This is a genomic window from Bacillus sp. sid0103 (assembly GCF_019219025.1).
Window position 1 is genome coordinate 269,968 of sequence record NZ_JAHUWN010000002.1, and the last position, 21,416, is coordinate 291,383.

21 protein-coding genes, 1 pseudogene and 1 riboswitch are annotated in these 21,416 nt (G+C 38.3%); of the genes and pseudogenes, 3 read left to right on the forward strand and 19 right to left on the reverse strand.

The window, feature by feature from the left end:
- Positions 1 to 23 precede the first annotated feature (23 nt).
- The 10 genes from KW850_RS03375 to KW850_RS03420 all read right to left on the reverse strand — a co-directional run bounded on the left by KW850_RS03375 (position 24) and on the right by KW850_RS03420 (position 10,496).
- A complete protein-coding gene (locus KW850_RS03375; RefSeq protein WP_218346160.1) occupies positions 24 to 2,381 on the reverse strand; it encodes a putative bifunctional diguanylate cyclase/phosphodiesterase in 2,358 nt (785 codons plus the stop codon).
- A gap of 20 nt (positions 2,382 to 2,401) precedes the next feature.
- On the reverse strand, positions 2,402 to 2,968 hold the full coding sequence (locus KW850_RS03380) for a hypothetical protein (protein WP_218346161.1): 567 nt from the start codon (positions 2,966 to 2,968) through the stop codon (positions 2,402 to 2,404).
- Between the two features lie 557 nt (positions 2,969 to 3,525).
- Positions 3,526 to 4,236, reverse strand: coding sequence for an ABC transporter ATP-binding protein (locus KW850_RS03385; RefSeq protein WP_218346162.1), 711 nt, complete (start codon positions 4,234 to 4,236; stop codon positions 3,526 to 3,528).
- Positions 4,229 to 5,002: an ABC transporter ATP-binding protein gene (locus KW850_RS03390; protein WP_218346163.1), complete on the reverse strand. Its 774-nt coding sequence runs from the start codon at positions 5,000 to 5,002 to the stop codon at positions 4,229 to 4,231. Before KW850_RS03390 ends, KW850_RS03385 begins: the two co-directional genes overlap by 8 nt.
- Positions 4,974 to 5,951 (reverse strand): branched-chain amino acid ABC transporter permease, encoded by a 978-nt coding sequence (locus KW850_RS03395; protein WP_218346164.1) that lies wholly within the window; start codon positions 5,949 to 5,951, stop codon positions 4,974 to 4,976. Before KW850_RS03395 ends, KW850_RS03390 begins: the two co-directional genes overlap by 29 nt.
- 4 nt (positions 5,952 to 5,955) lie before the next feature.
- Positions 5,956 to 6,840 carry a branched-chain amino acid ABC transporter permease gene (locus KW850_RS03400; RefSeq protein WP_218346165.1) on the reverse strand — a complete coding sequence of 295 codons (885 nt, stop codon included), beginning with the start codon at positions 6,838 to 6,840 and terminating at the stop codon, positions 5,956 to 5,958.
- Positions 6,841 to 6,870: 30 nt separating this feature from the next.
- Positions 6,871 to 8,031, reverse strand: coding sequence for an ABC transporter substrate-binding protein (locus KW850_RS03405; protein ID WP_218346166.1), 1,161 nt, complete (start codon positions 8,029 to 8,031; stop codon positions 6,871 to 6,873).
- Positions 8,032 to 8,426: 395 nt separating this feature from the next.
- Positions 8,427 to 9,470 carry a DUF4030 domain-containing protein gene (locus KW850_RS03410; protein ID WP_218346167.1) on the reverse strand — a complete coding sequence of 348 codons (1,044 nt, stop codon included), beginning with the start codon at positions 9,468 to 9,470 and terminating at the stop codon, positions 8,427 to 8,429.
- Positions 9,454 to 10,038 carry a sigma-70 family RNA polymerase sigma factor gene (locus KW850_RS03415; RefSeq protein ID WP_218346168.1) on the reverse strand — a complete coding sequence of 195 codons (585 nt, stop codon included), beginning with the start codon at positions 10,036 to 10,038 and terminating at the stop codon, positions 9,454 to 9,456. The genes KW850_RS03410 and KW850_RS03415 overlap by 17 nt, the downstream gene beginning before the upstream one ends.
- Before the next feature lie 293 nt (positions 10,039 to 10,331).
- The gene (locus KW850_RS03420; RefSeq protein ID WP_218346169.1) at positions 10,332 to 10,496 is read right to left on the reverse strand and encodes a hypothetical protein; all 165 of its coding nucleotides are present in this window, start codon (positions 10,494 to 10,496) and stop codon (positions 10,332 to 10,334) included.
- Between the two features lie 293 nt (positions 10,497 to 10,789).
- Here KW850_RS03420 and KW850_RS33985 point away from each other — a divergent pair, with 293 nt between their 5' ends.
- Positions 10,790 to 12,493 carry an Ig-like domain-containing protein gene (locus tag KW850_RS33985; protein ID WP_218346170.1) on the forward strand — a complete coding sequence of 568 codons (1,704 nt, stop codon included), beginning with the start codon at positions 10,790 to 10,792 and terminating at the stop codon, positions 12,491 to 12,493.
- Positions 12,494 to 12,613: 120 nt separating this feature from the next.
- Here the strand turns inward: KW850_RS33985 and KW850_RS03430 are convergent, their stop codons facing one another.
- Together KW850_RS03430 and KW850_RS03435 are read right to left on the reverse strand one after the other, a co-directional pair.
- Positions 12,614 to 13,402 (reverse strand): hypothetical protein, encoded by a 789-nt coding sequence (locus KW850_RS03430; protein ID WP_218346171.1) that lies wholly within the window; start codon positions 13,400 to 13,402, stop codon positions 12,614 to 12,616.
- A gap of 381 nt (positions 13,403 to 13,783) precedes the next feature.
- A complete protein-coding gene (locus KW850_RS03435) occupies positions 13,784 to 13,945 on the reverse strand; it encodes a hypothetical protein (protein WP_256358054.1) in 162 nt (53 codons plus the stop codon).
- Positions 13,946 to 14,546: 601 nt separating this feature from the next.
- On the opposite strand from KW850_RS03435, the gene KW850_RS03440 reads away from it, so the two are divergent.
- Positions 14,547 to 14,732, forward strand: a complete 186-nt coding sequence (locus KW850_RS03440) for a Spo0E family sporulation regulatory protein-aspartic acid phosphatase (RefSeq protein WP_218346172.1) — start codon at positions 14,547 to 14,549, stop codon at positions 14,730 to 14,732.
- A 290-nt stretch (positions 14,733 to 15,022) separates the two neighbouring features.
- Here KW850_RS03440 and KW850_RS03445 read toward each other — a convergent pair whose 3' ends face one another.
- The 4 genes and pseudogenes from KW850_RS03445 to KW850_RS33090 all read right to left on the reverse strand — a co-directional run bounded on the left by KW850_RS03445 (position 15,023) and on the right by KW850_RS33090 (position 17,168).
- Entirely contained in the window at positions 15,023 to 15,820 is a 798-nt protein-coding gene (locus tag KW850_RS03445) for an EcsC family protein (protein ID WP_218346173.1), read from the reverse strand.
- A gap of 526 nt (positions 15,821 to 16,346) precedes the next feature.
- Positions 16,347 to 16,472 (reverse strand): annotated as a pseudogene (locus KW850_RS03450) (ROK family protein); the annotation flags it as partial.
- Positions 16,473 to 16,490: 18 nt separating this feature from the next.
- Positions 16,491 to 17,015 carry a type 1 glutamine amidotransferase domain-containing protein gene (locus KW850_RS03455; RefSeq protein WP_218346175.1) on the reverse strand — a complete coding sequence of 175 codons (525 nt, stop codon included), beginning with the start codon at positions 17,013 to 17,015 and terminating at the stop codon, positions 16,491 to 16,493.
- Positions 17,016 to 17,039: 24 nt separating this feature from the next.
- Positions 17,040 to 17,168, reverse strand: a complete 129-nt coding sequence (locus tag KW850_RS33090) for a hypothetical protein (protein WP_256358055.1) — start codon at positions 17,166 to 17,168, stop codon at positions 17,040 to 17,042.
- A 287-nt stretch (positions 17,169 to 17,455) separates the two neighbouring features.
- Here KW850_RS33090 and tagU point away from each other — a divergent pair, with 287 nt between their 5' ends.
- Positions 17,456 to 18,388 (forward strand): polyisoprenyl-teichoic acid--peptidoglycan teichoic acid transferase TagU, encoded by a 933-nt coding sequence (gene tagU / locus KW850_RS03460; RefSeq protein ID WP_218346176.1) that lies wholly within the window; start codon positions 17,456 to 17,458, stop codon positions 18,386 to 18,388.
- Between the two features lie 226 nt (positions 18,389 to 18,614).
- Here the strand turns inward: tagU and KW850_RS03465 are convergent, their stop codons facing one another.
- The 3 genes from KW850_RS03465 to KW850_RS03475 form a co-directional block, all read right to left on the reverse strand.
- Positions 18,615 to 19,352 carry an amino acid ABC transporter ATP-binding protein gene (locus KW850_RS03465; protein WP_218346177.1) on the reverse strand — a complete coding sequence of 246 codons (738 nt, stop codon included), beginning with the start codon at positions 19,350 to 19,352 and terminating at the stop codon, positions 18,615 to 18,617.
- A 24-nt stretch (positions 19,353 to 19,376) separates the two neighbouring features.
- The gene (locus tag KW850_RS03470; RefSeq protein WP_218346178.1) at positions 19,377 to 20,111 is read right to left on the reverse strand and encodes an amino acid ABC transporter permease; all 735 of its coding nucleotides are present in this window, start codon (positions 20,109 to 20,111) and stop codon (positions 19,377 to 19,379) included.
- 68 nt (positions 20,112 to 20,179) lie between these two features.
- Positions 20,180 to 21,013, reverse strand: coding sequence for a transporter substrate-binding domain-containing protein (locus KW850_RS03475; protein ID WP_218346179.1), 834 nt, complete (start codon positions 21,011 to 21,013; stop codon positions 20,180 to 20,182).
- Positions 21,014 to 21,121: 108 nt separating this feature from the next.
- Positions 21,122 to 21,303, reverse strand: a riboswitch (Lysine riboswitch).
- Positions 21,304 to 21,416 lie beyond the last annotated feature (113 nt).

The following is a 21,416-nucleotide window of genomic DNA, read 5'->3' on the forward strand; positions in this document are numbered from 1 at the left end:
ACGCCCCTCGTCTCACTTCACCATTATGCATGAACAATACAAGGGTCTGCCCCTTGTTTTTGATGTAAAATTAACTGCTCACATTCCTCGACAGACAATGGACGGCTAAATAGGTAGCCTTGGAATTCATCACATCTAATGTCATCCAGAAATGCCTTTTGTGATTCTTCTTCTACCCCTTCAGCTAAAACCTGGAAGTTCAGGCCTTTCGCCATCATAACAATCAACCTTACAATTGCCGCATCCTTCTCGCTCTTCTCTAATGAAGAAATAAACGAACGATCGATCTTGAGGCGGTCGATTGGAAATTGGCTTAAATAATGGAGTGAGGAATATCCTGTTCCAAAATCATCCATCGCAATTTGAAAACCCATTTGTTTTAAAAAAGATAATTTCGCGAGGGTTTTCTCAATCGAGCCCATCGCAATACTTTCTGTGATTTCCAATTCGATATCATTTGGGTTAACCCTTGTTTCTTTAATAATTCTTGCAACCGACTCAATAAAATCATTATCTTGAAATTGCAAGGAGGAGATATTAACGGCAATTCTTAAATCAGTAATCCCCTTTTCCCTCCAGGCAACTGATTGCTTGCAAGCTTCTAGTAAAACTTTTTCTCCAAGCGGCACGATTAAACCCGTGTCCTCGCACAAAGGAATAAATTTTGCTGGCGGCACCATTCCATAGCTGGGTTTGTCCCAACGAAGCAATGCTTCTACCCCGACAATTTCATTCGTATTGAGGGAGATTTGCGGCTGGTAATAAAGTAAGAATTCATTCCGTTCAATACCCTTCCTGATCGAGCTTTCTAACTCCATCATCGGTTCCATACTCATAGAACCACTATAAATCATATAATGATTCTTGCCTTTTTCCTTTACCTTGTACATGGCTGTATCGGCTTTCATCAATAACGCCTCAAAATCATGTCCATGGTCAGGAAAAAGGGAGATCCCAATGCTCGGAGTTATATGGAGCTCAAAGCCCTCGATTGTAAACGTTTCTCGCAAAGCAGTTAAAATTCGTAAGGCCTTTCTTTCGATGCCTTGAATTGACGTATTTTCAATTAATAATGCATACTCGTCTCCGCCAAATCGGCACACCACTTCGTTTGGTTTGAGACATTCTACCAATCTTTTCCCGACTTCTTTTAGCAAAAGATCCCCATAAGAATGTCCCAGACTATCATTAATATGTTTGAAACGATCCAAATCAAGCAGCATAAAGGCAATTTTTCGTTTTCCTGTTTTATTGTCAATCGCAAGGGAGACTCTTTTTTCCATAAATCGGCGATTAGGCAAACCTGTTACAACATCATGGTAGGCAAGATGTTCCATTGAATTGACCGTTTCTACTAACTTATCTGTTCGCTCTTTTACCTTTAATTCCAAATCTTCATTTAGTTGATTTAAATCATATACTAATTTATCATTCTCCAATAATGTGAATAATTGCCTTAAGATTACTAATAAAATACAAAAGAACAGGCCCACAACAATGGGATGAGTTTTATAAAGAGAGGAGATAACGTAAATAGAAAGAAACAGAACACTTAAATAGGGAATACTGTGCCGAATAAGCATCCCTTTTTCGGGCCTTTTGACTGGTGTTTCTTTGGCAACCGTTGGTACATGATATATCCCTGACAGACCAATTAATAAGATGGACAGAATCCATAATGGTTCATTTACACTACCAACGGAGTATATTTTCATTACTTTTAAATAGGAAAAGATGGAATCGGCAATTATCTGAATGAGAAATCCAGAAATCAACAGATAAGATGTCGGTTTGTTAAACATCCTATTTTGTGCCGCATAAAAACATAAAACACCTACAAGGACACCCAAATCCAAGATTGGATACATGATTTCTGTGAGATTAAATTCAAGCATCGATTTATGATTTATCAATGGATTCATAATGAATATCCAATTAAAGGTCGTCGCTACAGACATAACGATTAACATATCTAAGAAAAATCGTATCGTTAACAAATGACTTCTAATTTCATTCATGAGGACGAGCAGAGCGATAAAGTAGAAGCCATTTTGACAGATCCAAAAGATCCCCGGCAGGGTGTGAGCTTCGCCTTTGTCATTCAGTACAAATTCATAAAAGGTCCAAATTAACGTTCCGATTAGATAACTAAGAATCCCCAAGCCAAGCATTAACCAAAAACTTTTAGCTCTTCCCTTATGTTTGAAAAAGGTATTCATAAGCCAGGAAACAGAGGTAAGGCAAGCAATAATTTGAAAACAGATACCGCCCCAATCTAAAAAAGCTTGTTTATGATGGAAAATCATATTCCAAAGGACGTTCGTAACGATAAAAACAAAGATAAAAGAATAGGCAAACTTTTTTGTTTTAAGACTAAACATGTGGTTCTCCAATCGTGTTTTTACGTAAAGATAAGTTTTCTCTTTTGTGTTTGTGTGTCATTTAAAATCCATCTATAATTTTTCTTATTTTGATAGATTTTTTGCGGATAAATAATCGCAGGGATGACATAATCTCCTTTATAATAAATTTTTTCCCCCACCGCCTGCAATGGTATTTTATATACATTTCTCAGTGCTTTGTAGAACATTCTTTCGAGCAGAACCACACAATGAGAAATCTGATGTTTCTCTGAATAATGAACAAACAACGATAATAATCGATCTAAATTTTTCCCTCGATATTGTTTTAAGATGGCTACCTTATCGATTTCAATAACTGAATGAGGAGTGACCGCAATTTCTTCTATTTCTTGAAACGGGAATACGGTATTAATATTATTTTGTAAATCGAGAGAATAAGGCTTAAATTCAATTGTTCCTACTCTTTGATCTTTCTCATCCGTGATGATGTAACGATTAGATGCACCACTTTCATTTTCCAAAACATATCCTTTCTCCAGCCAACATTCCATCCATATTTGATTAAAACTATTAAGCAATGCTAAAGAATCTACTTTTAGATACATGGTTCCTCCTGAGTTCAGACAAATTTCGACACTATTAATTAGTATATTATACCTGTATATTGAATAGAACGGCTAGCTGGTTCAAGAAATTATCATCCAGTTCCTATCAAAATTTGTCTATTAATTTACAGAAATAAGAGCTGGGAGGTTTTCATGTTTTTATGAAGGCTCTTTGTATCAAAAAATTTTGATTTGTGCATTTTGGGGAGGGGTATGTGCCATTTTCCATGGGTTTTGTGCGATTTTAACAGGCTTTTGTGCAATTTCAAGTAGGTTTTGTGCCAAAATTCAGGGGTTTTGTGCAATTAGACAATATTTGTAAAATTCCACCTGATATAAAGCACTGATTTTCGGACTCTTACCATATATATAAGGAAAATTATATTTTTAACAATTGATTTTCAGTGAATAAAGGGACTATAAAAAAAAGAGACAAGGCTGGTAGCACTTGTCTCCTGAAACCTCTACCAACAGGGTGGTGGTTGTCAAAAAAGGATAGTTTGTCTTGGTAACCACCCTTTTGCTGGTTATCTTATATTTCGATAGAGATAGTGCAACTAACCTGATCTTCTTCCAAGATACGCTTCTACAATTCTCGGATCTACTAAAAGGTCTTCTGCCTTTCCTTTGATAATTACTTTTCCAGTTTCCATAACATAACCATAGTCGGCGATTTTCAGAGCTTGTTTTGCATTTTGCTCTACTAGAAGTACCGTCGTCCCGGCATCTTTTATCTCTCTGATTATCTTAAAAATATCCGCTACGATTAAAGGAGCTAGTCCCATTGAAGGCTCATCCAGCAACAATAGTTTAGGCCGTGAAAGTATTGCCCTTGCAATGGCGAGCATTTGCTGCTGTCCTCCGGAAAGGGTTCCACCAAGCTGATCCTTTCTTTCTTTTAAAATTGGAAAGTGTTTCATAACCTCTTCAATATCTTTTTCAACTTCTTTATCGTTTCGCTGGTATGCTCCCATTTCAAGGTTTTCTATAACTGTCATACTAGATAATATAGCTCTTCCTTCTGGTACAAGAGATATCCCTTTTGCTACAAGTTGGTCTGGTCTTAGCCCTGTAACGTCCTCTCCTAAGAATTCAACAGTCCCCTTCTTTGGCTTGATTAAACCGGCGATTGTCTTCATTGTAGTCGTTTTTCCGGCTCCGTTTGCACCCAGTATGGTTACAATTTTACCTTGTTCCACATCAAGACTAATCCCTTTTAGTGCCTGTATTTTTCCGTAATACGTCTCGATTCCAGTTACTTTAAGCAATATAATCCTCCTCCTCTCGGCCGAGGTAGGCTTCAATAACAGCTGGATTGTTTTGAATTTCCTCAGGTGTGCCTTCTGCAAGTTTTTTCCCGAAGTTTAAAACTGTCATTCTGTCACACAACTTCATGACAAGCGGCATGTCATGTTCAATTAAAAGTACTGTTATGCCTCTTTCTTGTACTTTTTTAATTAAATAGAACAAGTCGTCTGTTTCTGTTTCATTCATCCCTGCCGCAGGCTCATCTAACAATAATAGCTTAGGATCACTGGCTAATGCTCTTGCAATTTCAAGTCTTCTTTGCTGGCCATAGGCTAAATTTTCTGCGATAGCATCTTCGTAGATTGATAAACCTACCAGTTCTAGGAGTTCTTTTGCCGTTACACGTAACCTTTCTTCTTCATCGCGCTGCGATTTTGTTCGAAAGACACCACTAAGCACGCCTGATTTACTCTGAGAATGCCCCCCAACCAGGACATTTTCCAAAGCAGTCATTTGTGAGAAGAGACGGATGTTTTGAAACGTTCGACAAATACCCTTATCAGTAATTTTATGGGGCTTAATCCCAGTAATTTTATCCTCAAAAAAGCTAATCTCCCCAGATGTCGGAGGAAACATGTTTGTAATGACATTAAACATCGTCGTCTTCCCTGCTCCATTAGGACCAATTAAACCGAAGATCTCACCTTCATTAACAGAAAACGATACATCGGTTAAAGCAGAAATGCCGCCAAAGTTTTTACTGATGTTTTTTATATTTAGAACCATGACTGCTCCCCCTTTTTGGCAGCTTAAGCTTTAACCACTGCAAGATCGAAACATCAATAAGTCCTTGAGGACGAAATGCCATCATTAAAATTAAAATGAGACCATAAATGACATAGCGATATTCACTGATAAACCTTAAAACCTCAGGCATCATCGTCATAAATGTTGCTCCAAAAATAGCACCCCAGATTACTTCACTACCGCCGAATACTGCAAAGATAAGGATCTCAACAGCGCGATGATAAGAGAAATCAGCTGGGCTAATATAGGCCATAACATGAGCAAATAAAGCTCCCGCAAAACCGGATAGAATAGCGCCTTGAGTAAAGGACAAAACTTTATAGTATGTAATATTAATTCCCATTGCCTCTGCGGCTTTCTCATCCATTTTAATCGATGCAAAAGCTCGTCCAACACGGGAATTCTTTTGTCTAATCAAAAACCATACTAATAGAATGTCAATGACCACTAAGAGGATGAGTACCAATAAATAAACAAATTGATTATTCTTTAAACCAATCATGTCTGGATCAAAACCAGCTTCTTTAAAAAACCTAAACAGCTCTCTTCCTATATGAGGAATACCAGAAATACCTACTGCACCATTAGTTAGTGATTCCCAGTTAACAAAGAATACACGAATTACTTCACCAAAACCCAGTGTGGCAATTGCCAGATAAACACCTGTTAATCTAAGAGAAGGAATTCCAATAAGAATACCGCATATCCCTGCAACTAATGCACCCGCAATGATTCCAATGATAATTGGAACATCATAGTTGATGGTGAGCAACGCAGATGTATATGCTCCAATCCCCATAAACCCGGCATTTCCTAATGAGAGTTGTCCAGAAGAAAGAGTAATGTATATGCTTAAGCCGAGAATAATATTGATCATGATAAAGGAAGCGACTTGTAAGTAATATGGATTGATTAATTCTCCGAGCATAACATCACCGCCCCGCCTCAGATGTCTTTTGGCCAAATAACCCTTGTGGCCTTAATAAAAGGATAAAAATGATTGTTATAAATGCAATGGCATCACGATATCCTGAATCTCCGTAAGCAACAATAAACGTTTCAGCCAATCCAAGAATCAACCCTCCAGCCATTGCACCTTTCACATTACCCATTCCACCTAAAATAATAATGGCTAGACCTTTTAGCCCCATCGATAATCCCATCTGCGGATTAACAGAATTAAACGCCATACCTACTAGAATTCCAGCGATTCCTCCCATTGCTGATGCAATAATGACCGTTAAAGTAATGATTCGTTTGGTATTTACTCCAAGGATACTAGCCGTTTCTAAATTTTCTGCTGTAGCACGGAGAGCTTTCCCTGCTTTTGTTTTTGAAAGCCAATACGAAAGCGACATCATTAAGATAACGGAAATGGCAAAAATTAAAATTTGAACAAGATAAACAGTTATGGAACCAATTTTAAAATGGATCTCAGAAAATGCATTACTGAAAGGATGATTCCCTGCTCCGAATAGATGATGCGAAAGATTTTCAAGTAAAATAGATACGCCAATGGTACTTATTAATGGAGCAAGGTGTGAGACGCCTTGCTTCCCCCGAAGTGGGCGTAAAGCAAAGCGCTCAAGCATATATCCTAAAATAATCGTTACAATGATTGCGGCAACAAATGCCACCCAAAGTGGCAGCCCCAACGTACTTGTTACAATTACTCCAATAAAAGCACCGAACATAAAGATTTCACCATGGGCCATATTAATGATCCCTAGAACCCCGAAAACAAGCGTGAATCCAAGGGCAACGATTGCATAGATGCTTCCCAGTGTAATACCATTAATTAGCTGCTCTAATAGCAAGACATCTCACCCTTTAACTGCGAATTTATTTTATTCAAACAATTGGAACTTTCCATCTTTTATGATGAGGACTGTTGGGTCCATGACAACATCTCCATCTTTATCAAAGGAGAATTTACCAAGTACGCCATCTAAGTCCTTGATTTCAGCTAGAGCATCGCGAAGTTCATCCCGATCTGCTTCTCCAGCATTTTTTAATGCTTCGGCCATGATATATAGAGCATCATAGGCTTGGGCTGCAAACTGGTCTGGTTTCTTGCCGTATTCTGCTTCATATTTTTTAACAAAGTCTTGTACTTTTGGATCCTCTTTTTCTCCAAACCATGGAGTTGCAACAATTAATCCCTCAGAAGCTTTACCTGCAATATCAATAACCTGTGGTGAGTTAAAGCCATTTCCTCCTACAAAAGGTACATTGATACCCATTTTTCTTGCCTGATCCATGATGACAGCGCCTTCATTATAAAGAGCTGAACATAAAATTAAATCTGGTTTAAGTCCCTTGATTTTAGTCAATTGTGCATTATAGTCTGACTGTCCTTTTTGGAAGGTTTCAATCGCTAAAACATCAAGTCCCATTTTTTCGGCTTCTTTTTTCATCGTATCAAATCCTGATTTTGTAAAGACATCGTCATTACCGTAAAGGATCGCAACCTTCTTCACGTCAAATTTATCAACCGCTTTTTTGATAGATGCTGGGATTGCAAGTGATTCAGGCAATGAATTTCTAAACACATAGTCTCCAATCTGTGGAATTCCAACGGCTGTAGTGGAAGTACCCATAATTGGAATTCCGTTTAAATCCGCCTCAGGCCCTACAACATTCATTTCTGTACTTAAAGTTGGTCCCAATAATGCAACAATGTCATCGTCACTCATTAGTTTTTGGGCAGCTGTTAACGCTTGTTCTTGCTTTCCAGCTGAGTCTTCCGTAACAAGTTCGATGTTGACCTCGCCTTTTTTGTTAATTTCTTTTTGAGCTAACTTAAAACCATTCGTAATCGCTTCACCGTAAGCTGCTCCAGGGCCACTTAAATACGAGATGACTCCAATTTTTGCTTTCAAGCCTTTTTTAGCTTGTCCAGCGTCGTCCTTTCCTGAAGTTTCTGTACTATTACTACTGCAAGCTGCTAACGCAACAAGTAATAGAACAGAAATTAAAACAAAAGACTTTTTTAGTAGTTTTCTCATTCCTCTTCCCCCTAATTTAATTGAAAATTTAACCTACATATCTATTAAATACCAATTATAACACAAAGTAAATGTATTCGACAGAATTTTTAGAATCTTAAAGCAATAACAAAATAATGTATGTAGAAGTTCTAATTATCTTAATATAAGAGTGCGACATGCCTATATTGCTGCATTTAGTGACTTAATTGTGCCAAAATGGAATGTACAGGTAACTCTAGAATCTAGTATGCTATACCTTTGTTGACTCTCTTGATATAGCAATAAAACAATTTAATATCGAAAATTGTTTGGCAATAAGCCTTAAATTAGGTATGTAAAAAGCAGAAAGCTTCTAGTCCACACTAGAAGCTTTTTGCTTTACCGCTATAAACCAGCGGGGGGCAGATCCGAGATTAGTTAGAGGTAATCACAGTATCTTTCTTATCCTTCGAAGTGATGACGACTTTATAAGCATCATCCTTAATGATTGCCTTGGTTTCTTTACTTGTTAAGAATTCTTGAATCGTATCCTTAATATCGCTCACGACTTCTTCATAGTCAGAGTCTGATGACGATACCGTCGTACTAATGGTAATCTCCATATATTCAGCGTACCTATTTGTATATCCCACACCGTTTACTTTATACTTCTTCGCGCCAAACGTCCCTTCTCCAATTGTACTGATAATTGGCGACCATCTATTTTCCCGCTCTCTTTTTTTCGCGTTATAGACATCGACTTTAACGGTAATAGTACCATAATTATTAGCCTTTAATTGACTTTGAACTTGTTGCTTTATCTCGTCTATTTTTGACTCCGTATTCGGCAAACTAAAATCTAGCGTTTTATGGTCCGCATCGATTCCAATTGGTGGTATATCCTTATATCCATAACTTTTTAGGACACCAATGACAATTCCCGTGATCTTGCTGAATTCTTCATCCGCTTTCTTTTCCTCCGGTGTAGGTTCAACGATTCTACCTTCAGAGCTGTATACTTTAACATCATAGGCATCAAAATCTCTAGTTAGCAGCAGGTCCTTCACAATCTTCTTCACTTCTGGACTAACCTTTTTTACATATTCTTCAGAACCTTGAAGTCCCACCGAAAATACCTTTTTGGGGGTATATTGAGCACCGACTCCATCCACTTTATACCCCTTTTTATTAAGAGTTTCGGTGATTACTTCCGAAATTGGCTTCGATTCAAATATCATATTTAAAAACGGAACCTTCGCAGCCACATTCGCCACTGTCGGTGATAAAAACGCTAACCCAATAAATAACCCGAAGGCTGCTGCAGCTGCACCAATGACATAGATGACTTTTTTACCAATACTGCTCCGTTTCTTACGATGGATTCCTAGATGGACGCCCTCTTTTATTCGATTGGCGATCTCATCATTAAAATGCATTTCATTATAGTATTCTTTTACTTCCTTAAGATCGTTTTTCAATTAACTCATCTCCTGTAAAAGAAGTTATTTTTCCCTTCAACATCGACCTGGCCCTTGATAGTCTTGTCTTGACCGTATTGAGATTCATATTTAAAATTTCCGCAATATCCTCCATCTTTTCATCCTGAAAATAATAGAGGATAATCACTTCACGATATTTAGTGGACAGGCCAAGCACCGTTTGCAAGACCGCTTCCCGTTGGTCCTGCTGAAGCACCGCATCCTCCGGGGTCTCGCTTTTGGTGATATTTTCAAAAAAACTCTTTGGATACTTTAGGATATTAAAGCTCTTCGACCGAAGAAAATCCTTGGCGGTATTAACGGTGATTCTATAAATCCAGCTCGTAATCTGGGAATCCCCTCTGAAATGATGAAGAGATTTATAGCATTTGATAAAAACCTCCTGTGCAATATCCTCGGCAAGACCCTTATCTTTGACGTAAGAGTACGCTAATAAATAAACCTTTCGCGAATGCTGATTCATCAGTTCATCAATGATTCTTCCTTTTTCCACTTCATTTAGTTGGTCAAAACTATATGGCAGATCTGCAATTTGATTTTTAGGCACCTAATAACTTCCTCCTTTCTAACACCCTTAAGACTGAGAAAGCCTAAAATTAGTTTCATATTTTTTATTTCTATTTTAAAAAATACCCTTTCATATAACAGATGGACCGTTTGATGTGAGGTTGTCCGATACTTTTTGTTTTTCCGTATTTTGGGTTATTCGTTGGATTTAGGTTTCGGGCGTTGAATTTAGAGGCACGGGCATTGAATTCAGGGATTCGCTCATTACATAGCTAAATTCGCCCATTACATTCAGGGATTCGCCCATTAAATAGCAAAATTCGCCCATTACATTCAGAGATTCGCCCGTTGATCCTTAAAATTCGCCCGTTGATATTCCAATTTCGCTGATTGGATGATAAAATCCGCTGATTGAGATGTGGAATTCGCTGATAGAACCGTCAAATTCGCTGATTCAATGTAAAGATTCGCTATTGCATCTACAAAATTCGCACCCAAAACCAACAAAACCACCTGATAGACTTCTAAAATTCGCTAAAAGAGTGTATTTTACACCATCCGAGCAAAATAAAAGAGCATTTGCATGTAAAAATAGTCCAAAGCTCCTTTCTAATATCTATACGTTCGTTATTCGCCACCCCCAATAAACCGATGGCCCTATTACGATTGAATTGATATTCCCTAAGAAAGGTGTCAATAAGACATTTTTCCCTATTTTACCTCATTTTTCTTTTATACTTTGATTCTTTAAAGTATAATAATGTAAGAATATGAACTTGGAGGAAAAAAAAGTGAAAATATCGTTTCGTAAACGTACTATCAATCTACTCGCAGCAAGTGCCATTGCCTTTACTCCATTTGCTGCAAACCTAGCATTTGCACCGGCTCCTGTACATGCTAGCGCGCTTGACCTTGTCTCATTCCACAACGAAATCTTTAAAAAGCTGACTGCATCTGATATTGCTGATATTAAAGTAGCATATAACAATGTAGAAAAAGTAGACTTTGCCAAGATTCTTGGACCTGATTTAATTGCAAATATCGACGGCAAAACAAAACCAGGAACAGCTATTAATCTAGCAAAAGATTTTACTAAACTTCAATATGTATCTAGTGCTGAGGATTTCCTTACAGGTATCGGTGCATTTGAAACGAATCATGAATCGGATTTTAACAAAATTTTTGGCGGAGAGATCACCGTTAACCAAACCCTTTCATTAACAAACGCATTTGAAGAGAACCTAAAAACCCAGTTAGTGAATTCCTTCACTACACCAGGCATTACCTATGATCAAATTGTAACAGCTGCAGTTGATTCTACCCTTGCTCAACCTGAATTTATCCAATTTGATGGTCTATTCTCTCGACATTTAGGAATCTCGGTGAAAGATTCCCTTAGAATGAAATTAGCTATAGACAACGTGATTGATCCTACTAAAATGGCATCGGCGGCTCTTTCCTCAGGATTAATCCGCAGCAAAGGTGGAGACATCTATGGTCCTAACACCTATACATTAGGGACAACTGCACCAGCCTATACTTTTAAAGTAAAAGTGTTTAATAATACAATTGAACTAGACCTTACCGATGCTGTGTTATGGAAGACAAGTAACTCATCAATCGCTACCATGACTCAGGATGGTAAGCTTGTGCCTCGCACAACAGGGAAAGTAAAAGTGATCGGCTACTATATGGACCGACCAATCATCACAAAAGAAATTACCATTCTACCGAAAAAAGATACAACAGCACCTGGAATCCCTACTGTAAATGCGTTCAGTAATGTCGACATTGTTATTTCGGGAAAAGCGGAACCAAAATCGTACATTACAGTTAAGAGCGGAAATACAAATGTTGCAGCTGGTTATGCTTTTGCGAATGGCGCCTTCGCCCTTCCAATTAAATACCAAAAAGCTTACTCTACTCTAACAGTTACAGCAAAGGATGCTGCTGGTAACGTAAGTAAGGCTAAAACGATTAAAGTATTGGATAAAACCGTTCCATCAACACCAACTGTTTATCAAGTAGACGATAATGACACGGTAATCAAAGGGACAGCGGAAGCAAATTCTATTATTACTATCAAAAACGGCAGTACAACAATTGGAACAGGGAAAGCACTTTCTAACCGCACGTTCAGCGTCAAAATGAAGAAAGCTCAAAAAGCCGGCTCAACCCTTTATGTAACTGCTAAAGACGCTGCTGGTAATGTAAGTAAAGCAAAATCAATCAAGGTACTTGATAAGACTGCTCCTTCGAAACCAACCGTTTACTCTGTCGATTCAAACGATAAAGTAGTTAAAGGAAAGGCAGAAGCGGGCTCTACCATTACCATCAAAAAAGGATCAACTGTATTAGCAACTGGTACAACATCTTCTAAAGGGAACTTCAGCGTGAAGATCAAGGCCCAAAAGAAAGGTACCGTTCTATACGTAACAGCAACAGATAAATCTAAAAACGTAAGTAGCCGTACGAAAGTTACCGTAAAGCGCTAGTTTATAAAAATGGAGTGCAAACCCTGATCGGGTTTAGCACTCTATTTTTTTTACAAAGAAAAAAACCTCCTTAGATAAAGAGGTTTCGCGCTAGTTAATTACTATTATTACGGGAGGGAATTATTTCCTTTTACTTGCTTCAACAACAGCGAAAACTTTCACGGCATTGTATTCTTCTGTTGAAAGTCTTCCTAACACTGTACTTTTGATCTCAGCTTTCTCCTGTGGAGTGACCCCGCCTTCTGCCTTTTTCGCTAAAGCACTGAGCTCACTCATCGAAAACTTGGATAATAGAAATTTCGTTACCTCTGAACTGGAATTAAACCGTAATCCTGGTTCTTCTTTTTCCACTGCAGGTTGTTGTTTCTCTTCTGTCGCTGTCTTGCCCTTATTCGTATCAACAGTTGCAACATTGTCCTTATCTTTACTCGAATCTGTCTTTGAAGTTACCAGGTTCTTTTCATTATTTGTATTTACAGTCGTTGCTACAGGAGTTTCTTCTCCTTTGACTGATGCAGGATCTTTACTAATAGTATCCTTAATCGTCGGATCGGAGGAAATATTCTTTAGTAACTCACTATTTTTGTCAGTCCCAACTTCTTTTTCAATGATTTGCTGAATACTAGGATCCTTTAAAATCTTATCGTAATCTTCCTTCTTGATTTGACTCGCAAGCTCGTCGACAATTTTTTCAGAAGCGAGGCTCATCCCAATCTTATAGCCGGCCACTCCAAGCGCCAGCAAGACCAGCAACGGAATCCCCAGCATAATTCGTTTCATTTTCCAAAAAGGTCTTACCCTTTTACGGTGATTGTCACCCTTCTTTTTATAATATTGTCCCTTTTCATCCTGAAAATAGCGAATGTTAAAAAGATTTAATGGTGTTTTTATTTCCCTCATGACCGGCATTTCTATATCCCCTTTAATAATATCTTCCATTCATTCATACTAACTGACCATTAAAAAATACCTAAATCCATCATTCTATTGTACCATCTCTTTACCAACTAAAAAACACAATTCTCGACAAAATTTACCTTTTTTTCTTATCTAAACCAATTCTGAAAACACGCTTTTTTGTGGATGTTAAAAAAGGGAAAGATAAAATCAGAGAACCTCAGCTATTGTTTATGCATCTGGCAAAAGAAATATTGGATGTACCTTCTAAGATCATTTATCTCTCGGAAAATACGGACATATACGAGAGTCAGATGATGACATTTGAAGTGCCATCTTATTCCTAAACACAAAAAAACCAAGGGCATGACCCTCGGCCTTTTTCAGATAATCTTATTGGAAATATACTCCGCCCGGCTTACGGTTAATAACCAGTACCTTCTCTACCTGTGGATCAAGAAGGCACTCATGCAACACACCTTCCCCCACCATCCCCGTTGTACCAGTAATAATGACTCTGATTTTTTCATTTGTTCCATGATGATTCGCTTGCATAATAGTCCCCTGCTTTCATTTAGCTCTTTTACATATTACCTGGGTTCCAATGGACAAAACCATCTTTGTCATCCTCAACTAGAGTAGTTCCTCTACCTAATTAGTCACTATTACCTAATGTAGCCTTAATCTAGTTATAAAACTTAATTAATAAAATATAAACGATTTAGTCATAGTTTGTTCATGATTAAAGGGTAAGATAAGGACATGAAGAGGACAAGCATTTACCTTTCTCTTTTTTCAAAACCCCCTTTGATAAATTCTGTTGAGATCCGGCATTTGGCCGGATTCTTTTTTTGTCAATATTATTTGAATTTTTTTAATAGTTTTATTTTTATTGTTGATGTTATCACAATATAACTTGTACGTAAAAAAGGATGTTTATTTTTAAGCAGATAGAAATCTCTATTGGTATACCAATATTATTTACTTTTTTTCTAATATTTTTACTTTTAATATTCGTTATTCACATGGAAAATCCACTATGTTACTATCAGTAATGGTATTGGAATTGTATTATCTTTAGAAGACGAAAAAGATGCAAATCAAGTCATCATGCCTTCCAAACCAATGGAAAAAAAATAATATTACGAGGTGTATGATGAAAACAATCGAAATGGAAAACATGGAACTTTTACAGGAAATCGTTGCTCTTAAAACGAAACTACAATCAATATATAAGCAAGTCGGACCAAGCAGCTCCGAATATATTACCCTTTCCATAAAACTTAACTTACTTATGAATAAATATTTTGAGGAAAAAGCTGAAGAACTAGTTAGTATCTAGTATCGCTGTGTTTATTATGATTGTTAAATAGAATTAGTGGTCGGGTCCATGGGATTCGGCCCTTTCTAATATTGATAGTCTAGTTTTAAATGGAGGTTTTGGTGCTTTTATGAATATAAAACTAATATTGGTAGAAGGACTGCCTGGATCCGGTAAAACAACCACTGCAAATTTAATCTATGATATTCTCACTGAAAAGTTGAGTTTTTGGTTAGGGATATCCGATTTAGGGCCATTTTTCCATATTTGCCAAGAGGGACAGCACACAAAATGCTGTCCCTAACTTTGACCTATTTCTGTTCCAATCTCTCAAGAATCCTTCTTTTCCGGTATAGCATAATGCCTGTCTCAGCAAGGTCATTAATCATCGATCGATTCGTAAATGCTCCAAAAATCATCCCCGCAACAGGAACCATTTGAAAAAGCTTCTTCCATCCGAACTGGTCTCTATATGTATAAACCACCTCGCGCCAGCCTTGCAGCTGCGACATCATTTCACTGGAGCCGCTCCCTTGTTGATAGTAGCTGGAAAGCTCATTGAGAATCGCACGTTTACCGACGATATCGGCGGATGAAAACTGCAGGCATTTGATCATAAAAATACGTTCGCTTTTTTCGTTTGGATCATACCCATGAATGATGGCAATTTCCTGGAGTGTTTTTAATGAAATGCCCATTAATGCCGGAACATCAAGCGCAAGCGTAAAAATCCCGCCGATTCCCGTGCTCGCCCCTTGAATCGTCGCAAACTTCTTCCGTTGGCCGGTCAACTCCTGACTTACCTTTTCCATTGTAGCTAAAGGAATATCTGCGATATCAGATATCTGGTTGATCGGCTTATCTGTCTCTTTTTCAATTTTTTCAAATAGATTATGTTCCTTAATTAAGTAACTGCCGCCATTTTGAATATAGGTGCCGATTTCTTCCAGTAAATTGCCTACTTTGTTGTGGATGAATTGCGGCGTAATTTTATCAAGAATTTTAAATGGAAGCCGTCCAAGGCGGTCCCAAATCCATAAATCGCTCTGTTCATTTTCCCACTTCTCAATGACAGCTAGTTCCTGCAATAAATCATCTCTTGTTTCCATGTATGGTGTGTCACCCTCGTTCGTTTATTTATGATTACATACGAATGATCTGGGGAAAGGTTTCATGGGTGTGGATTGGAGGGTCGAGGCGGAACATCATTTTACTATTTTTTCTATCTAAGTATCTAATCATTCCGTGATCATTACCGTTAGCTTAGAAAATTGGTGCTGATGGTAACGATAGAAGGTAATTGTGCCCTTGGGCTCACAAAACTCATGCTGACGGTAACAATTAGAGGTTATTCGTGACCATTCCCTCACAAAAACGATGCCGATGGGCACAATTAGAGATTATTCGTAACCGTTCCCTTACAAAAATGATACCGACGGGCACAATTAGAGGTTATTCGTGACCGTTCCCTCACAAAAACGATGCCGACGGGCACAATTAGAGGTTATTCGTGACCGTCCCTTTACAAAAATGATACTGACGGGAACGATTAGAGATTAATCATTTCCCGTGAACTCAGCTATAACCGCTACACAAAAAAAGACAGCGGACAACCACCCGCTATCTCACTTTTACGATGACCTTTGGGATCGTTTCCTCTGGTATGGTCATTGGAAACTGGATTTTTTCCTCGATATGACCGCGATCATCACCGACGGCACAAACAAATTTTGTACCGCCAGCTTCTATTGCACCTATCATCTTATTCTTCCCCAAAAACTATTTCTGTTCTAACACATTAATAAATTCCCGGAGGTAGTCAGGTAGATCCGGTGGACGTCGGCTTGAGACAAGGTGTCCGTCGACAACGACGGGCTCATCATACCAACTGGCGCCTGCATTTTCCATATCATCTTTAATCCCTGGAGTACTAGTTACTTTTCTACCTTCAAGAATTTTTGCAGAAATCAGGACCCAGCCGGCATGGCAGATTTGTCCGATTGGCTTTTCATCCGCATTCATTTGCTGCAGCAGGGACAGGACTTCCGGGAAGCGCCGGATTTTGTCTGGTGCCCAGCCTCCTGGAACTAAGATGGCATCATAATTCTCCCCGCGAATCTCATCATAGGCAAATTCAGAGGTAGCCGGTACACCGTACTTCCCAATATATTTCTCATTCGCTTTTTCTCCAGCCAGATGGACGACGGCACCCTCTTCCTGCAGTCTGAGAATCGGGTACCACAGCTCTAAATCTTCAAAATCATGGTGCACAAGACTGAGTACTTTTTTACCTTCTAATCGCATTGATTTATGCTCCTCTCCATAATCTTAATACTTGTAATCTGATAATGATTGCTCACAGTCACTGATTGATTGAAACGAACTATCATAATTGATTCTCGATAATAGTAAAAACAGCGTGTCAATCACGGAAATCTCAGGCAAACAAATTTCCATTTGCTAAGATTTCCTCCATTGAGAAATAACATATTGACCGGATTTAATCAATGAAAATTGCTTGGTTTGTAAAATAAAAGGAGGTATCCCTAGTAATTCACAGGCATCGTTCATTCTATTAAATATAGTCATAATCAACCAGAATCCTTCGGTTCAATCACATTTTTTAAACCTTTTTCCATAGGAGTTCCGACACATTTTGACAATAGCACCCAAAAACAGACGACTTTCAAACACTTTTATCGTATGATATGAACAACTGATTGTGATAGTTTGGAGGTTTATGAATGCGATTAAAAAAAAGGAAACGAAGACTTAGAAAATGGGTAAGGGTTACCGGCACCATCCTTCTCATAATGTTGATTGGCGGGGGAATATACGGGTCCACTGTCTATAATTCTTTAAAAACTGCTGTTGCTTCGATGCAGCAGCCGATTGAACGAAAACACTCAGAAAAACGCAAGGAAGCTGTATCACTGAAGGAAAGAGAGCCTTTCTCCGTATTAATGCTTGGTGTTGACGAGCGAGAAGGAGACAGGGGCCGCTCTGATACGATGATTGTATTAACCGTTAATCCTAACAAGAATTCCATAAAAATGCTTAGCATTCCACGTGATACTCGAACTGAAATTATTGGAAAAGGGAAACAGGATAAAATTAATCATGCCTATGCTTTTGGAGGTATTCCAATGGCCATGGATACAGTCGAAAACTTTCTTGATATACCAATTGACTATTATATCGAGGTTAACATGCAAGGATTCACAGGCATGGTCGATGCGGTTGGCGGCGTAAAGGTCAATAACGACTTAGATTTCACCCAGGATGGGTACCATTTTCCACAAGGAGAATTGACGCTAAACGGTAAAAAGGCGTTAAGCTATACAAGAATGAGAAAACAAGACCCTAGAGGCGACTTTGGCCGCCAAACAAGACAACGGCAAATTATTGAAGGTGTGGTCAAAGAAGGGGCTAGTTTATCAAGCTTAACGAAGTTCTCCGATATCTTTTCTGTACTTGGAAAAAATGTAAAAACGAACCTTACCTTTGATCAAATGGTAGCTATACAAAAAGGATATAAAGATGTAGCAACATCTATTGAGCAAATGGAGTTAAAAGAAGAAGGAACAAGGATTGATAACATCTATTATGGATTGGTCTCAGAAGAAGAAAAACAAAGAGTTCAAAACGAATTAAAGTCACAACTAGATTTAGAATAAACGAAAGCTGAATGGAGATTATCTCCATTCAGCTTTTTCATAGATATTGCTCTCAAATCCGTTAAAAGTGGTCCACCCTTATACTACTATCCTTAACAACAACTGTACGGATTCAGAGGGAAAATAAAAAAGGCCCATTATGACAGCTCTGCCTGTAAAAGAAAAACCAAGGGAATTTCCCTCGGTTGGATTAACATGGTAGTGAAAGATGCCAGGCACGGATCGATTACTCTTTTAACGTCCGTTTTAAAAATTCCCTAGTCCGTTCTTGTTTAGGATTACTGAAGATTTGTTCTGGGCTTCCTTCCTCCGCAATGACTCCCTTATCCATGAAGACAATGCGATCCGAAACTTCCCGTGCGAAATCCATTTCATGGGTAACGATTAACATCGTCAGGCCCGTTCCGGCTAGTTCCTTCATAACTTTTAAAACTTCGCCTACCATTTCAGGGTCAAGAGCCGATGTTGGTTCATCAAATAACATCACGTCCGGTTCCATCGAAAGAGCTCGTGCAATAGCGACCCGCTGTTTTTGTCCACCTGATAATTGTTTCGGTTTGGCGTTAATGTATCGATCCATTCCGACAATTTTCAAGTATTTCATCGCTACCTTTTCCGCTTCCTCTTTAGATCGCTTCAAGACTTTAACTTGTCCAACCACACAGTTTTTGAGGACATTATGATTATTGAACAAATTAAAATGTTGGAAAACCATCCCTAAATTTTGGCGGTAGGAGAAAATATCATGCTTGTCATCTAAGATATTTTCGCCATGAAAAATAATTTCACCGCCGCTTGGTCTTTCTAATAGATTGATACAGCGAAGAAGCGTTGACTTACCAGATCCGGAAGAACCGATGATACTGACGACTTCTCCTTTTTTCACCGAAAACTCAATGTTTTTTAATACTTCATGATTTCCAAACGATTTATTTAAATTTTTCACTTCAATGACGTTTTCCATGCTCTCTCCTCCTTTTTCTAAAAATTACTTCGTTAGCTGTATTTCCTCACTCAGCACCGTGTAATTGTCTGATCCTTCTAATTTTCTTTCAACATAAAGGAGAATTCTCGTGACAATAAAGGTCATCACAAAATACATTACGCAAGCTACGAAGAATGATTCAAAGTATCTAAAGTTGTTCCCTGCTACTGATTTTGTTAAAAAATAAAGTTCTGATACTGAAATAACATTCAGAACCGATGTATCTTTAATATTGATAACGAATTGATTACCCGTTGCTGGTAAAATGTTTCGAATCACTTGTGGTAAGACGATATTCATCATCGTTTGCAAATGATTCATTCCAATCGCCTGTGCTGCCTCAAATTGTCCCTTATCAATCGAAACAATTCCACCCCGGACAATCTCTGCCATATACGCCCCTGTATTAATCGAAACGATAATGAGCGCCGCCACCATAACATTCATATCGATATTAAACGCTAGAGCAGAACCATAATAAATGACCATCGCCTGAACGATCATCGGTGTTCCGCGGAAGAACTCGATATAAATAGAAAGGATAACATTAACCACTTTTAGAAGAACTTTTCTTGGTCCACCTGATGGGACAGGAATTGTCCGGATTACCCCCGCTATTAAGCCAATGATTGCACCCAATACCGTCCCAATCAGTGAAATAAAGAGCGTGGTGCCCGCCCCACGAAGAAACATTGGCCAATTTTCTGAAACGATTTTTATGATCCAATCGATACTCATCTTTCTCCCCCTTTGTCTCATCATCATAAAACCGACTGCATAGAGACACAGCCGGTTTTATGATTTCATTATTTTGCTGCAGGTTGATTCTTAATAGCCTCATCCATGATTTGTGTACGTGATTCCTCTGAAATACCTTTTAAAATTTCATTGATCTTATCGATATTTTTATCGCCTTTTTCAAGACCTACCGCAATCGCTGTATCATCTTCTGATGTTTTAAATCCATCTTTAAATTCAACCATCGCAAATTTATCGTTTGCACTTGACGCACTAACCGCTTCCGGACGTTCTGAAACGTAGCCATCGATAATTCCTGATTCAAGAGCTACCCTCATGGCCGGGAAGTTATCCATCGCCGTCGCTTTTTTTACGCCTTTAATTTGGTCAATTACGGAATAGTGGAAAGTATTTAATTGAGCTGTTATTTTAGCCCCTTTGAAATCCTGGATGGAAGTTGCACCTTCATATTTTCCGCCTTTTTTAACAACCATAACTAGATTGGATTTGTAGTAGTTATCGGAAAAGTCGATGGTCTTTTTGCGTTCCGCTGTTGGTGACATACCTGCGATAATCGCATCGATTTTACCAGAAGTTAGCGCAGGAACAAGGCCGTCCCATTCTGTTTTCACAATCACTAATTTTTTCCCTAAGCCATCGGCAATTTTTTGGGCGATTTCAACATCATAACCACCAGCATATTGTTGAGTGCCTTGTATTTTCACACCGCCATTTGAATCATCATTTTGCGTCCAGTTAAATGGTGCATAACCTGCTTCAAGGCCTACCTTAAATGTATTATCATCCGATGATCCAGACTCCGACTTATTACTTGAACCACATCCAGCTAATACGATCATCGCTGAAAGCAGTAATACTAAAAATAATGATGCTTTTTTCATATTAGTTTTCTCCTCCTATTATTTCAGGCATTTTAACACAACAAAAAACGACCTGAGATAAACTCAGGTCGCAATATGTATAGTTGCCCTTAAGTCCTCTCTTTTCCCAGGTGAGATAGCACAACTCAATAAACTAGGGGGTCTATTGAGACAGTCCTGCAATTATTCACTGCAGACCCAGCAAGTAATAGTGAGACTATTACTAACTTCGGCGACATTTCCTTCTCCTTAGCATCACTGCTTCTCAAACTCCACTAAAGACTGTTAAATATCGCGCCTCTACCTCACTAAAAAAGTGAGGTGATATTAAATTATTATTATTATTAATAGACTACTATATTCAGTTAATTATGTCAATATAGCATATTGTGGCAATGGGTCCCTTTATTATTAATACTTTCGC